Genomic DNA, 13,346 nt, shown 5'->3' with positions numbered 1-13,346 from the left:
CGTGCGCTTTACGCTCAGACGCATGCGATTTCAGCTCAAACCGCAGCACGTTGCGGGAGCTTTGGCGGTGTTGTTCATGCTTCCCGTGTTCTACATCTTCGTGGTTCAAGGTGTGGAGTCGTCGACGGAGTACTCGGTCAACTACTCGACGGGGGAGTCGAGCACCGAATCGTCCGACAACTTCGGCAGCCAGATCGGAAAAGCACTGCCTTGGTTCATCTTCGCGCTGATCTTCGGTGCCATCGAGTTCTGGGCTCGCAAGACCAACGCCGGATGGCCACCCGCAGTGCGTAGCGCACTGGCCGGTTTACGGCAGCCGTATCCACAGGCCGGCCCGCCGCCGGGACCCGCGATGCGCTTCAACCCACCACCGAACTGGCCACCCGCACCCGCGGGCTGGACACCCGGTCCGGGCTGGGCACCTGACGCCACCTGGCCGGAGCCCCCGCCCGGTTGGCCGCTCTGGGTGCAGGAACCGCCCACCGGGGGTTGGGTGCCTCCGCAGCAGCCATCTTTCCCGCCTCGTGCCTGACACTAAGCGCCGCAACGGAATAGTTGGCGCTCATCGATGACCAAGCCGTCAGGACAACCCTCTCCGAGACACACGCACGGGAGCCCTTCCGCCAACTCGCGAACCGTCCTCATCCTCGCGATCATTGCGATCGTTCTGATCCTGCTCACGGGTGCCGTTGCCGCGTTCATAATCCTCGATCGGTCGGACGACACCGCCGACGCAGCAGCATCGTCGACCACGACGGTGACCGAGACCGCCGGCACCACGTCAGTCCCGGCCGTTCAGAGTCCTGCGCCAGCGCCGGCGGTTCCGGCCAGCAGTAATCCGAGCTTCCAATCGGCGGACGGCGAAGTGGTCTGCGAGATCGGGACGCAGCCGGCGGGCACGTGGGGCGGATCGCCAGATCCGCCCGCCGTTGCCTGCCTGGCCTTCGACTACACCGGACCGGGGGTGCAAGTCGCACCCTGTCCGTCGAACCTGCCGACCAGACAGGGCGGGGTTGCAATCACTCCCGGCGGCACCGTGGTTCGAACACTGTGTACCGGTGGCCAACCATGGCGGAACTATCCGTCTGACGACTTCCCGGTTCTCGCTGCGGGCCAGGTGAATCGCGTCGGATCCATTACCTGCACCGGAATAGACGCCGCCACCATCGCATGCTCTGACGACACCGCAGGCACGGGGTTCACCCTGTCGGAAAGCAACCTCGACGAATCGGCGCGGTCAGCACCCGCGGTTCCGCACACAGGGGTGCCGGAACCAGCCGGAGGCAGTGAACATACCGGGATCTGGCAGCGCAAGGGTGCGAAGGTCACGTTGAACCCCGGCGGCTCCGGCGAGTTCCACTTGAACAGCGGTGCAATGAACTCGGTGACCTACGCGATCACCTGGACCGGCTCACCTTCGAGAGTAGACATGACTATCACGGGCCGGACCGCGTCGTCGGGCTCCATGGAATACGTCATGGGGCCTGGCGACGTGGTGACCGGAACCGTGAACAGCGGCGAGATGACCATGACAGGCCTCAAGACCACCAGCGGACCGCACTCGTTCGCCGTCTGCAACGCACAAACCCTCGACGCCGGGGGTTGTCAGCGATGAGCGCGGCGTGATCAATCAGCACTGACTAGTTCGATTCCCACTTGAAACGCTCAGGACCACCGGTGGAATAGCATTCGTACTCGGCGAGGATGTCTCCGCTGCCGCAGGCCCAACCCGGTCCGGATCCGTCGGGATTGCCGAAATAACCGATCTTTCCGTTGCGATCGGCGATCACCGCCTGAGCGAACGCGCAGGTGAGACCCCCGCCCATGATTGTCACCGTTCCGGTCTGCCCTTCCACTGAGGCGGTGCAGACCGCGGGTTGCGGTGTGGGGCTGGGAGCGGCAGGTTCCTGAGGTGCATTGCCGGGTGTCACCACCCTGACCGTGCCTCCGTTTGGGCCGAGACAGTCGACCACGTACCCCCGCCGCTCCTCCTCGGCTGCTCCCAGAATCCCGCATTCCCAATCACCCATCTGCGCGCCCTTGTCGCCGCGTTGGGTGCGTGGGTCGTCGAGGTACCGCACGATGAGTGGAACAGCCAAGCCGCAGACCATTTCGCCGGATGTGACGACTCGCAGCGCGGGGTTGTCCGGTAGCGGACCGCAGTCGGTCGGTCCTGTCACAATCGGCGCGACCGCCGACGACGTGGTGGTGGCTGCGGTTGCTGTCGTGGTGCTGGTTGTGGGAAGCGTGAACGATCTGTTGCTGCCGCTGGTTTCGTAGTCGTCGTTGCCGCATCCCGCACCCACCGCGGTGAACGCCGCAACACATAATATCGCGGCCAGTTTTCGTGCAAGGTTCATCAGTTCTCCTTGATGCGAGGCGGTATCGCTCAGTGCATCTGAAGGAGTCGGCTAGCGGCAGAGCCCGAACACATGATTTGCTGTCGGACGTTCGTATGAACTTTTCGAAGGCGGCGCTTGGTGGGTGGGTTTCGTCCTGACCACGGACCCAGGAGTCGACTGTTGCCGGTCCTCTCACACCAATGGTCGTTGCCGACACGCCGCGACGTCTCCGCCGCGGTGACATCAGTGTCGCCGCGGTAGGCCGGCTGGACACAGCTATCGTGCCACTGATCCGCCCCGAAATAGCTGACCCGCGTGTGGAACCCGCTGCTCACTTCTGACGTCCAAGTTGTCGGGGGTGGCAGTGGACACTGAGTTGAGTCGTTCGGGAGTGTCGGACGTGGTGCGGTTCGTAGCTGGAGTGATCTTGGGGATGGCAGCCATCGCCGTCATCTGGCTTGTGATCTCATTTGTGCCGGTGCTGTGGGCGTTCGCCCTGATGATCGGATGCCTGTGTTGCATCGGTGCGGGAGTGTGGGGCTACCGCACCTTTGACGGCGACCCGGTGGCAGTGGGGGTCATTGCCATCGGAATCGTCGTAGCCGCACTGTCGGTGGCTCGCTGAATGCAAACCCGAGAGGGTCTACGTCTCGCAGGCCACCCCGTCGCCGTCGCGGTCGAGTTTGCTGCTGTACCCGGGCTGGCCCGCGTAGATCGGGGCAGCACCCGCAGCGCGTACCGCAGAACAGTTCGCGTAGGAGACCGACGGCGAATCGACGACGGCCGGCGGGGTGTAGACCGGCTCGGGTGGAGGGGTGTAGGCGGGTGCCGGGGGAGGCGTGTTCGCCGGACGGACCGGTGCCGGAGTCGACGTTCTCGGAATCGGGGTGGCGGTCTCGGTTGTGGCCACGGCAGGTGCTTCGGGCATCGTCGCACCGCAGGAGCTGAGAACGCGTGCGATGGCGTCCTTCTCGGCCTGCGTGACCCACAGCTGGTATGCGGACTTCACGTCGACCTGCCGGGCTACATACGTGCAGCGGTACGACTTGCTCGGCGGCAACCACGTCGCGGCGTCACCGTCGCTCTTCTGCTGATTGGTCGGTCCGTCGGTGGCCTGCAGGTTGCGAGGATCATTGGCGAAGTCGATGCGCTTGGCGGGGCTGAGCTGCTGGGCGCCCTTTTGCCACGCATCCGACAGCGCGACCACGTGGTCGATCTGAACTGCGCTCGAGGTGTCCTGGCCACGGACAAAGTTGATGGAGGTGCCGGTGTACGGGTCGGCAAGAATGCCGGTCTGCACCGCGCATCCGTTGGAACCCGCCTTGAAGGCGATCTGGGTCAGGTCGCGGCGCAGGATGTCGTTGCGGGTGTCGCAGCCGTTGCGTCCGCCTTCGACGGAGACGGCGTCGGTCCAGGCCTCGCCGAACTGGGCACGGTCGTACCCGGTCTTGGGTGCGCGGCCTTTGACGTCCAACGCGTTCAGCTTGGTCATTGCGATGTTGGCACCAGGAGCGGCGGTCACCTGCGCGACGGGCGTCGCGACCGGAAGCACCTTGTCAGTGGTGGTCGGCGGCACGGTGACCGTCATGGTGGTGGTGCTAGCAGGCGCGGGTGCTGTGTCAGCGACGGTGGCCGGCTTCTCGTCCTCTGTCATCGCGCCAATGGCGCCGAACGCCACCAGGACTGCGACCAGCCCTCCGGCCACCCACGGCCACCTGCGCTTCTTCGGGGGCTGCGGCGTCGGTGGGCGGTCCCAGTTGGTGGGCATGGCAAACGGATCAGGCATGGCGGAGGGGTGGCCTTTCACGGTGAGCCGCGAGGGGGAGTTGCGGCGCTCAGCCGGATATAGCTGTCCGGCCCCGGAGTGTTACCAAAGTCCATCGATCGATGGACAATCGAACCATGATGCACCCAGAGACGATGTCAGGCGGCGGGCAGTACAACGAGCACTCGACGGCGCAATTGAGCGCCGCTGAACGTGCCTTTCCGCTGCTTCGCCAGGCAGCCGCAGAAGCGCCACCGACCTCTGACGGGCTGCTGACACTCGCCGACTACGGATGCTCGGAGGGCCGGAACTCGTTGGCTCCCATGCGCGCCGCAATCGAGGAAATACGCCGCGCGCACCCAGTTGAAACGCCCATCAATGTGGTCCACACCGACCTCCCACAGAACGACTTCAGCTCGCTCTTCGCCACTGTCGCAGACGATCCGGGCACCTACGCCGGACCCGATGTCTTCACCGGTGCGGTCGGGCAATCGTTCTACCAGCACATACTTCCGCCACGATCTGTCTCGCTCGGTTGGAGCTCCATTGCGCTGCACTGGCTCAGCGCAGCTCCGGGGCCGATCGACGGGATCTGGTACACCGACGGGACGCAGGCACAGCGTGACCAATGGTCGCGGCAGGCGGGCGACGACTGGGCCCGATTCCTCGACGCCAGGGGACTCGAGTTACTGCCGGGGGCGCGACTGATCATCGTGGTCGGGTCGGCCGATGCGTCCGGCAACAGCGGGGCCGAAAGTGTGATGACAACCCTCCGGCGAATCGCAGACGACATGGCTGAGGCCGGACGCCTGCCGAAGACATCGCTCACCCCGATCCCGGCGTGGTATCGCACCGCCGCCGAGTGGCAGGCGCCATTCCCGCACTCCGACTTCACCCTTGATCACTTTGACGAAGTCGTCCTGGGAGATCCGATCGCCGAACAGAACGCGGACGGCGACCGTGCGCAGTACGCGCGCGACGTCGCCGAAGCCATCCGGGTGTCGTTCGGTCCGTCACTGCTTGCTGCCATCCCGCGTGAAGACCGCGCGGCGGTCGAGCACGAACTGTTCACCGAACGCCTGACTGCCGCCATCGGCGAGGACGCAGCGGTCGGCTTCGACTGGAAGCTGGCGATCATGGTGCTCACCAAGACTGCCGCCGCCTAACGATCCGCCGAGAACCTCACCGCCGCCCGAACCTGCGCGGCCACAGACCGTCCAGCCCCCAGCGGCCACCGATGCATCACATACTCAGCCGCCTGGTCGACACTGAGCTGACGGCTCGAATTACCAGTCCGCAACCAGAACTCGGTGGTCGCGTTCTTCGTCGCAGGCTTGAGATACACCGGTCTCGGCGACGGCGGGCACGTGACCCGGCAGACCTGCCGCTCACCGTCAGCGGTGGGTACCGCCTCGATCGAGACCTCGACGATGGCCGCCGTGCTCTGACCTAGCGTCGTGGTCAGGAAATCCCGCAACCACAGCTCGAACCGGTCGGCGTCAGGGTGGCGCAGCGTCTTGAAGTCAGGATCAAGGCCGAGCGGTGTGCCGTCGTCGTCAACCCCGATGACCAGGGTGCCGCCGTCGCCATTGAGGAACGCCGAGACGGTCTTGACGATGACCTGTTCCATCTTGGCGTCCCTCTCACCGGTGTGAAGATTGACCCGCGCAGTCGATTTGAACTCGACGCCCGCTGACTCACCGGCGGCGAGCAGTGTCGCCAGCGACGCGTGTTCAGCCTTCTGGAAGTGCGCTGCGACAGCGGCATAGACGGCTACACCCGCGATCGAACTGGCCAGCGCGAGCACAACGGTGAGAACGCTCCACACCTTGAGGTCGCGATCGAGAGCCCCGGCGATGTAGAGGCCCACCGCTGAGCCGAGGATCGAGAGGAACATGCCGGTGGTGGCGTTGAGGCGGGCCCGATGCCGCAGCAGCCACCGCGCAACCGAGCTGAACACCCACGCGAGCAGCAGGACGATGACCAACGCCGTTGCGGTCGCCCACAACGGGTCGGCGATGTGGAGCGTGGTCTCGATCGGAGCGTTTTCTTCTCGCACGGGGGACAGTATCCCTGAGGCGTCCCGCGCTCCGCGGAGCGCCGTTAGGCAGCTGTCGATTGGGCGCGTTGCGCGGTGCGCCATTCCCATGCGGCGTAGAGGACTTCGGTGGTGTAACCGAGGTTGAGCCGTCCGCCGCCGACGGGTACGACGGCGTCGGGCGCGATGGTGCTGTCGGGTTGCCAGCCGCCGGGAGACCGCGTTGATGGGGCGGTCTCGATCAGCGAGCCATCGGCGCGGTGAAAGGTGAATTGCTGATGTCCGCGCGGGGTGATTGCGAACTCGCCGCTGTGGAGTGCCCGGTGATGGGTGGAGCACAACAGGATCAAATTGTCTGTGTCAGTGGTTCCGCCGTGGCGCCAGTACCGAACGTGGTGGGCGTGCAGGTGCCGAGTGCGGCCGCAGCCGGGGTGTCGGCATCCGCGATCTCGCTCGAACAGGATTCGGCCCATTGCTCTGGTGGGTAATCGGCGTTTGCGACCCCAGGACATGACCACATCTCGTGTGCCGGTGGGATGTGTGACGGTGCGGGTGGATCCGCCGCAGGCCGCTTCATCGACATCGATGTCGAACAAGGCCGGACCACTGTCGAGGTGCGGATCCTTTTCAGCGTTGTCGGCATCGGTGTGGATGACGATTTCGGCGCCGGGAGCGAATTCCGGCATGTCGATCACGGTCGCGGCAGTGTCGGCCATAGCGACGACGGCTTCGGCGATGTTGGAGGGCACGTGTCGCCAGAGGTCGGCTTTCGCTGGTGTCGTGCCAGGAGGCGTGCCGTGGGTGATGTCGCTGGGGAGATCGGGGTCAGTGCTGGTTCGGGTGCGTTCGTACTCGCTGCGCACTACGCCGGCGAGGAACCGGGCGCCGTCGACCGGTCGCAGTCGCATGGTCACCGAGAGGGTTCCGTCATCGTTCCACCTCCAGCGAGCTGTGGAATCGGCTCGGCGTGTGGTCTCGTCGTCTCGGCGATCAACGTGTTTGATGGTGCTGACGAGGTGTTCGACCTGCGCCGCTGTTGCTGACAGGGCCACGTTCAGGAGTTCCTGTTCACGGCCGGGTGTGGCGACGCGGGTCAGCGCCCGAACTTTTGAGTAGGAGAGTCGTCCGTGCGCGAAGGCGGTGTGCAGTTTGGGCAGCGCTACCAGTGCGTGCGCGATCCGCAGGTGTTCTTGGGCAGCGCGAATGGAGAGTCCGGTCCGCCAGGAGAGCCAGTGGGCGCAGGACCGGATGCCTTCGCCGTTCCACGCACCGCGTTTGTCGAACTCGACGAGCAGGTCAAGGAACTGTGCAGTCATCGCTGCGATCTGACTGGCGTATCCGACGACCCGCTCAGCGAGTTGATCGTCAGATAACCCTGCCGGACTGGCTTTGTCGAACATGTTCGGTGACTGCTTCGACGACCCAAAGTGCTGTGGATTGATTGCGCTGACCGACATTCTTGCCCCCAGGAATAGCCGTGATTCGATAGTGGTCTGACAATATCGGGACCCACCGACAATCCGGTTGTGCAAACTCGCGCTTGCGATCTTGGCCTGCGCCTGTCACTCTGGGAAACATGACTACAGGAAAGGCGGATTCCGCCACCACCGCGTGAGCGCCGCATTCAGGTCTCCGATTCTCGGGGCCGATGAGTTATTCGAGTTCGATCCCGATCACCAACGCACCATCGCTGCCGTCCACGCGGAGTGGCTCGCTGCTGCGCTGGCTACCGGCCCCAGCGACCGACCGACTGCGGAAGCGGCTGTGTCACAGCTGTATCGGTTGGCCGGACACCCAGAACCAGAGTTCGTATGGGTGCCCTCTCCGCCCGCGGCGTCTGGTCTGATCACCGCACAGGGGTTATCCGCAGATGGCCCCTTCTTCACGGGCAACCGACAGTCGGCGCACGCCGGCATCGCGGCGGTCATCAACGAGTCGAAGCGCCGCATGGAAACCCGAGTCAGCCCACCACGACCTCCACGGCGACATGGGTGGTGGCAACCGCAGCCGCCTCCTGAAGTAGAGTCCGAACCGAGAGCGCAAGCACGCCAACAGATCTGCGACCCATTGAAGACCACGGTGACCGACGGTATCGCGGTGGGAATCCGCACGATCACACCATCGATCGCCGGTTACGTCACCTGGTACGGACAGCACGAAGCGCCGTGGCTCGCGCACTACGACGGTTGTCGACGGCTCGGCCTCGTGGAATATTCTTCCGCGGACGTCGAGGTCCTCGACATCCACTGCGAGATAGCCCATTCCACAGGCTGGTGGTGGCCCTTCGATACCGTCTGTGTCATGGCCGAACGGCCGATCGCGCTGCACACCGCACCCACGCCCGACGCCCGGTTCGGCCAACGCCGACTGCATCACCGGGACGACCCGGCGATCGCATTCGCTGACGGGCACGAGGTGTACGCCGTGAACGGCACCATCATCCCCAAATGGGTGATCACCGATCCGACCGTCGAGCGAATCAATCACGAACGGAACATCGAGATCCGGCGCAGCGCCATCGAACGTATTGGCTGGGAGACCTACATCGATGAGGCCAACCTCAAACTGGTTGACCAGGCCGATGACCCCGGGAACGACGCGGGCACGTTGGCGCTGTACGCAACCCCGCCGACCGTGCGGCCACACGGACGAATCCTGCTTGTTGTGAACGGTTCTCGGGAACGCGACGGCACCAGACGACGTTACGGACTGCCGGTGCCCGACGGCACATCCTCCGCACTCGATGCCGCCGGCTGGACCTACGGCATTAAAGGAACCGACTACGCGCAACTCGCACGCCGCACGTGAACACCACACCCCATCAAGATTACCTCGCGACAACACAACCCCAGGTGACCGATATGAAATCCACTATGACCCTGTCCGATCTCACCACCTACACGGGCCTCGACGTCTTCGACTATCTCGACAAGCAAGTGTCGATCCCGGTGGTCGACGGCCTGCAAGCCCAGGGCGACCTTCTCGTCGTGCCTGCTGACCTGCTCCCGATGGTCATGGCGTTCGCAGACGCGCGCCCCGAGCAGGTGCCGCGGTCGGGAATCGAACTGCTGCGCAGCGCAGCTGGAGGTAACCCGCACAGTCTTGTCGCCGAAGAGGGCCACTGCACATGGACGTCTCGACTGTTCGACCCCCGACGCCTCGCGCTCGGCATTGTCGAGACACGGGTGATCGCCTACCTGATCCACCCCGAGCACGGCGCCACCGGACTAGCACCCGGGCGCTACGTGATCGGTCGGCAGCGGGAGTTCGACATGAGCATCCCGCAGACCAGATTGCGCGCATTCGCCAGCGTCTCCACGACGGGTGCTCGCTTCGTCGCCGACTAGCGAACAGGCGCGCCAGCCTGGCCTCGCCGATGGGTTCGCGACAGGGGCGGTGGCCGATCACTGCTCAGCCGGGCCGCTGTCCCCGTACTCCTCGATGATCCCGTCGAGGATGGCTTGGATGCGGTCGGCGTGGGTCTCGACGGGACTGACTGTGTCAGGCCAGTCCGCCACTTCGGTCAGCATCCAGTCGACCCACGAGATGATGTGGGTGAAGTGTCCGACCATGTACTTCGCCGACATCGCCAACACGTGCTGGCGACCGGGAAACGAACCGGCGCCGGGTGTCTTGATGAGCCGAGCATTGGCGACGAACACCTGGCGCTTCATCTCCGCCTGAGCGCGCACCGTCCGCAGGGTGTTCCGGAGATCGTCGATGGACCCCAGATCGGCCACGCATACCCGAAGTAGGCCTTCGAACTCCATGGTCGAGGCTTTGGTCTCGGTCGCCATCCACTCGGTGATGGCGGCCCGGCCTTCAGGGGTGATGGAGTAGATGGTGCGGCTGCGCTTGGTTCCAGTGGGCTCGCTTCGGGCCGTCACCAGGCCACGTTCCACCAGCTTCTTGGGGGCGTTGTAGCGCTGGCGGTCGGCCCGGGGGACGATCTCGGACATACCTCGGCCGATTTGTTCGGCTATCTCATACGCCGACCAGTCCTGGGCGGCCAGGATGCCGAGGATGGCGTACGACATCGTGTTGAGGTCGCCCTGTGGCACAGCAACCTCTCCTTAGAACTGCGAACAACATTGACGCGGCCGACAGCTTAACAACGTGGTGATGGGTGCCCGACACCGCGTCGGGCACCCATTCACCACTGGTTGAGCAGGTACTATCCGCCGCTGGTGTCGTCGGCGACTTCGTCGACGTCACTCGCGGTGTCCGGGGCCGGAACGTTGTAGACGAACGGTACGAGCTTCGAGGCGACCGCGGCCGCGGCGGCGTTGCCGTCGATGGTGGGCGCGAGGTTGGCCCACACCACCATGGTCACGTCGTTGATGGGGTCGTAACCCATGAACGAGTTGTATCCCGGCATCTCGCCGATGTGTCCGTACAGCGGACCCATCTGCGCGATCCCGTAGCCGTATCCCGCGCCGTCGGGCTTGGCCGGATCGGTCGGCTGCACACTGTCGATCCGCAGCTTCTGCGTCGCCTCGTTGAGCAGTTCTCCCGAGCCCATTGCCTTGACCCAGGTGGCCAGGTCGTTGGCGGTCGCGATGCCCTGCCCGGCCGACCACGTCCATGATGGGTTGTCGTTGGTCGTCACGCGCGGCTGCACGGTCCCGGCCTCGATGGCCGCGATCCGCTCCGGTGACAGCGCCGGTTCGTCCAGCGTTTCGACGTTGCCGCTGTAGGAGTAGCCACTGGCGTACGGCGCCGGGATGGACGTGTCGGTGTTGGCGGGGAACGAGCTGCCGGTCATGTTCAGCTTGCTGAAGAACCGGTCCTGGAAGATTTGCGCGATGGGCTTGCCTTCCAGCTTCTCGGCGATGAGTCCGAGCAGGACCGTATTGGTGTTGGAGTAGTGATATCCGGTGCCCGGTGGGAAGTAAGGGGGATTGGACAGTCCGAGAGCCACCAATTCTTCTGGTTGCCAGACCTTTTGGGGGTCGTTGTCGAGGGCTTCGTTGAGGGTGAGCGTCTCGGTGTAGTTGTACAGCCCACTGCGCATGTCGAGGAGCTGACCGATCGTGATGTTCGCACCGTTGGGGACGTCGGGACGGTACTTGCTGACCGGGTCGTCGATAGCGATCTTGCCCTCCTGCACCAACTGCATGATCGCGGTGCCGGTCCAGGTCTTGGTGTTCGAGCCGATGCGCACCTTGGTGTCGAGGGTGGGCGCGTCCTTGGAGTCGCTGGAGACGGTGCCGAACGACTTGACGTACTCGCCCTGCGGGGTGCGGATCAGCACCATCATACCGATCTCGCGGTATTCCGTCGCCATGTCGTCGATGAGCTTGTCCATGGCGGCGGTGTCAAATGGCACGAGTGCGCCGGACGACGATCCGCCCGAGCTCGGCGAACCACTGGCCGTCGACGAACTCGCGGAATCCGACGAATCGTCCGACGAGCAGGCGGTGGCGACCAGCGCTGCGGACAACATCACGGCCAGCGCCGCGAATCGAGCACCGTGCGGCCGACGCCTGCGTTCGGCTCGGGGGACTGCTCCACCTGGGGACATGGCGTTTCTCCTTGGATGTGGTTGTGTTGCAACTTCTGACATGGCGACTTCCGACCTCATTGTGGCGCTCGGGTGAAGATCCCGAGCCCGTCCTTGTCGAGATATTCGATGGTCAGCGAGGACGCCGGCCCGGCCCCGGTGAACTCTGCACCTGTTGGGCCCGCTGAGTTTTCGCCGATCGGTGCGAACCAGAAGGTGTCGCCCTGGTAGTGGGTGAGCGGGTAGCTCTGCTGCAGATCCCGGCCGATCTTGATGACCAGGTTATTGCCCTCGGCAACCACCTCGGCCGGACCGTAGAACGGGCTGGTGTATTTGCCGATGTAGTCGCTGGTCGGTCGGGCGGGGGGCGCATCGGCCGGCGGGTTGGCGTAATCGACTTCGGAACGTCCGGCATTGATCACCATTTCGAATTGTCCCGCGATGAACGGCGCCCAGTCCACCGTCAGCTTCCCGTTGCTCACGTAGTCGAGGAACTCGGCCGTCAATGTCTCCGCCACCCCGACCGGCGCGGTATTGGCCAGGACGACGATGCCGAGCTGTTCACTGGGCAGCATCTTGACGTCGGTGCTGGCGCCGAGCGCGAAGGCGCCGGCGTGTCCGATCTGTACGCGGCCGTGCGCGTCGGTGTCGACGTTGAATCCGATGCCGTAGAAACTGTCTCGCGCACCAGGGGTGGTAGATGGGTGCGAGAACGAGTGGGCCTGGTGGGTGAACTGCAGCTCCTCGGCGTCGACGACCTGCTGCCCGTCGAACATGCCGTCGGCCAGTTCCATCTGGACCCACTTGGCCATGTCGTCGACCGACGACATCGCGCCGCCGGCGGGAGCCTGTTCCGCGGGGTTGCTGACGTACTCCGCCGCCCAGGTCTTGGCGTCGGCGTCGGTGAGCTGGTGGTTGAATGCGCGGTTGGGAGAGTTGAGCCATTCGTCGTACCGGGAGGTGGTGTTCTCCATCCCGAGCGGTTCGTAGATCGCCTGCTCGGACAAGTCTGCCCACGACATTCCCGTGGCGTTCGCTGCGGCATTCCCGGCGATCGAAAAACCATAGTTGGTGTAGTCGTAGTGGTCGCGGAAGCGGTACAGCGGAACCTGATTGAGTCGGCTGATCGTTTCTGGATACGAATAACCCAGGTCTTCAAGCAGGTCACCGGCATGGTCGGGCAGACCCGAGCGGTGTGACATCAGATCGGTGTAGGTCGCGTTCGCGGTGACGTAGGGATCGGAGACGGCAAACCCCGGCTCGAATGTCTTCACCGGGTCATCCCACTTGATCTTCCCGTCGCCGACGACGGTTGCCACCACACTCGAGGCCAGCGGCTTCGACACCGACGCCAACTGGAACATGGTGCTGGTGTCCACCTTGCCGGGCTCGCCTACCTTTTTGACGCCGAAACCTCTGGCGTACAGGACTTCACCTTCGTAGACCACCGCGACCGCGACGCCGGGGGCTCCGGTGTCAGTCATGATTTTTTCGACATAGCCGTCGAGTTGGTCGATGGCCGAGTCGACGCCGGCCCGGTCGATCTGCGGTGCCGGCACGCTCGGTGGGACCTCGGCCAACGAGGTGGATGAGGATTCGTCCGACGACGAGCACGCGGAGAGTGTCAGTGCGACGGCCATGCCGAAAACCACTGCAGTGGTGGCGTATACCCTTGATCGGCGCCGATGAGGAAACGCG

At 64.5% G+C, this 13,346-nt stretch carries 13 protein-coding genes; 6 read left to right on the top strand and 7 right to left on the bottom strand.

Annotation, left to right across the window (positions count from 1 at the left end; translation table 11 throughout):
- Nucleotides 1-22 precede the first annotated feature (22 nt).
- Nucleotides 23-532, top strand: coding sequence for a hypothetical protein (locus J3S28_RS22120; RefSeq protein ID WP_207842980.1), 510 nt, complete (start codon nucleotides 23-25; stop codon nucleotides 530-532).
- Nucleotides 533-568: 36 nt separating this feature from the next.
- Nucleotides 569-1,615 (top strand): hypothetical protein, encoded by a 1,047-nt coding sequence (locus J3S28_RS22115; protein ID WP_207842979.1) that lies wholly within the window; start codon nucleotides 569-571, stop codon nucleotides 1,613-1,615.
- 25 nt (nucleotides 1,616-1,640) lie between these two features.
- On the opposite strand, the gene J3S28_RS22110 is transcribed toward J3S28_RS22115, so the two are convergent.
- A complete protein-coding gene (locus tag J3S28_RS22110; RefSeq protein ID WP_207842978.1) occupies nucleotides 1,641-2,360 on the bottom strand; it encodes a hypothetical protein in 720 nt (239 codons plus the stop codon).
- A 340-nt stretch (nucleotides 2,361-2,700) separates the two neighbouring features.
- Between J3S28_RS22110 and J3S28_RS22105 the strand changes: the two genes are divergently transcribed.
- Nucleotides 2,701-2,967 (top strand): hypothetical protein, encoded by a 267-nt coding sequence (locus tag J3S28_RS22105; protein ID WP_207842977.1) that lies wholly within the window; start codon nucleotides 2,701-2,703, stop codon nucleotides 2,965-2,967.
- An 18-nt stretch (nucleotides 2,968-2,985) separates the two neighbouring features.
- Here J3S28_RS22105 and J3S28_RS22100 read toward each other — a convergent pair whose 3' ends face one another.
- On the bottom strand, nucleotides 2,986-4,128 hold the full coding sequence (locus J3S28_RS22100) for a GmrSD restriction endonuclease domain-containing protein (RefSeq protein WP_372436056.1): 1,143 nt from the start codon (nucleotides 4,126-4,128) through the stop codon (nucleotides 2,986-2,988).
- A 116-nt stretch (nucleotides 4,129-4,244) separates the two neighbouring features.
- Here J3S28_RS22100 and J3S28_RS22095 point away from each other — a divergent pair, with 116 nt between their 5' ends.
- Complete coding sequence (locus tag J3S28_RS22095) at nucleotides 4,245-5,273, top strand: class I SAM-dependent methyltransferase (RefSeq protein WP_207842976.1); 1,029 nt, start codon at nucleotides 4,245-4,247, stop codon at nucleotides 5,271-5,273.
- Here J3S28_RS22095 and J3S28_RS22090 read toward each other — a convergent pair.
- Nucleotides 5,270-6,166 carry an AlbA family DNA-binding domain-containing protein gene (locus J3S28_RS22090; RefSeq protein ID WP_307797330.1) on the bottom strand — a complete coding sequence of 299 codons (897 nt, stop codon included), beginning with the start codon at nucleotides 6,164-6,166 and terminating at the stop codon, nucleotides 5,270-5,272. The two genes, J3S28_RS22095 and J3S28_RS22090, sit on opposite strands and share 4 nt — an antisense overlap.
- A 44-nt stretch (nucleotides 6,167-6,210) precedes the next feature.
- Nucleotides 6,211-7,545 carry an HNH endonuclease gene (locus tag J3S28_RS22085; protein WP_237341918.1) on the bottom strand — a complete coding sequence of 445 codons (1,335 nt, stop codon included), beginning with the start codon at nucleotides 7,543-7,545 and terminating at the stop codon, nucleotides 6,211-6,213.
- 211 nt (nucleotides 7,546-7,756) lie between these two features.
- Here J3S28_RS22085 and J3S28_RS22080 point away from each other — a divergent pair, with 211 nt between their 5' ends.
- The gene (locus tag J3S28_RS22080) at nucleotides 7,757-8,953 is read left to right on the top strand and encodes a DUF6745 domain-containing protein (RefSeq protein WP_237341917.1); all 1,197 of its coding nucleotides are present in this window, start codon (nucleotides 7,757-7,759) and stop codon (nucleotides 8,951-8,953) included.
- A 53-nt stretch (nucleotides 8,954-9,006) separates the two neighbouring features.
- Entirely contained in the window at nucleotides 9,007-9,492 is a 486-nt protein-coding gene (locus tag J3S28_RS22075) for a DUF8820 family protein (RefSeq protein ID WP_207842974.1), read from the top strand.
- A 57-nt stretch (nucleotides 9,493-9,549) separates the two neighbouring features.
- Here the strand turns inward: J3S28_RS22075 and J3S28_RS22070 are convergent, their stop codons facing one another.
- The 3 genes from J3S28_RS22070 to J3S28_RS22060 all read right to left on the bottom strand — a co-directional run bounded on the left by J3S28_RS22070 (nucleotide 9,550) and on the right by J3S28_RS22060 (nucleotide 13,288).
- On the bottom strand, nucleotides 9,550-10,206 hold the full coding sequence (locus J3S28_RS22070) for a PadR family transcriptional regulator (RefSeq protein ID WP_207842972.1): 657 nt from the start codon (nucleotides 10,204-10,206) through the stop codon (nucleotides 9,550-9,552).
- 113 nt (nucleotides 10,207-10,319) lie between these two features.
- Nucleotides 10,320-11,669: a serine hydrolase domain-containing protein gene (locus J3S28_RS22065; protein ID WP_237341916.1), complete on the bottom strand. Its 1,350-nt coding sequence runs from the start codon at nucleotides 11,667-11,669 to the stop codon at nucleotides 10,320-10,322.
- Nucleotides 11,670-11,725: 56 nt separating this feature from the next.
- Entirely contained in the window at nucleotides 11,726-13,288 is a 1,563-nt protein-coding gene (locus J3S28_RS22060) for a serine hydrolase (protein ID WP_237341915.1), read from the bottom strand.
- Nucleotides 13,289-13,346 lie beyond the last annotated feature (58 nt).

This window comes from Williamsia soli, assembly GCF_017377795.1.
GTDB classification, from domain to species: Bacteria; Actinomycetota; Actinomycetes; order Mycobacteriales; family Mycobacteriaceae; genus Williamsia; species Williamsia soli.
The sequence above is the reverse complement of the archived record's forward strand: the minus strand, read 5'-3'. Positions and strand labels throughout refer to the sequence as shown.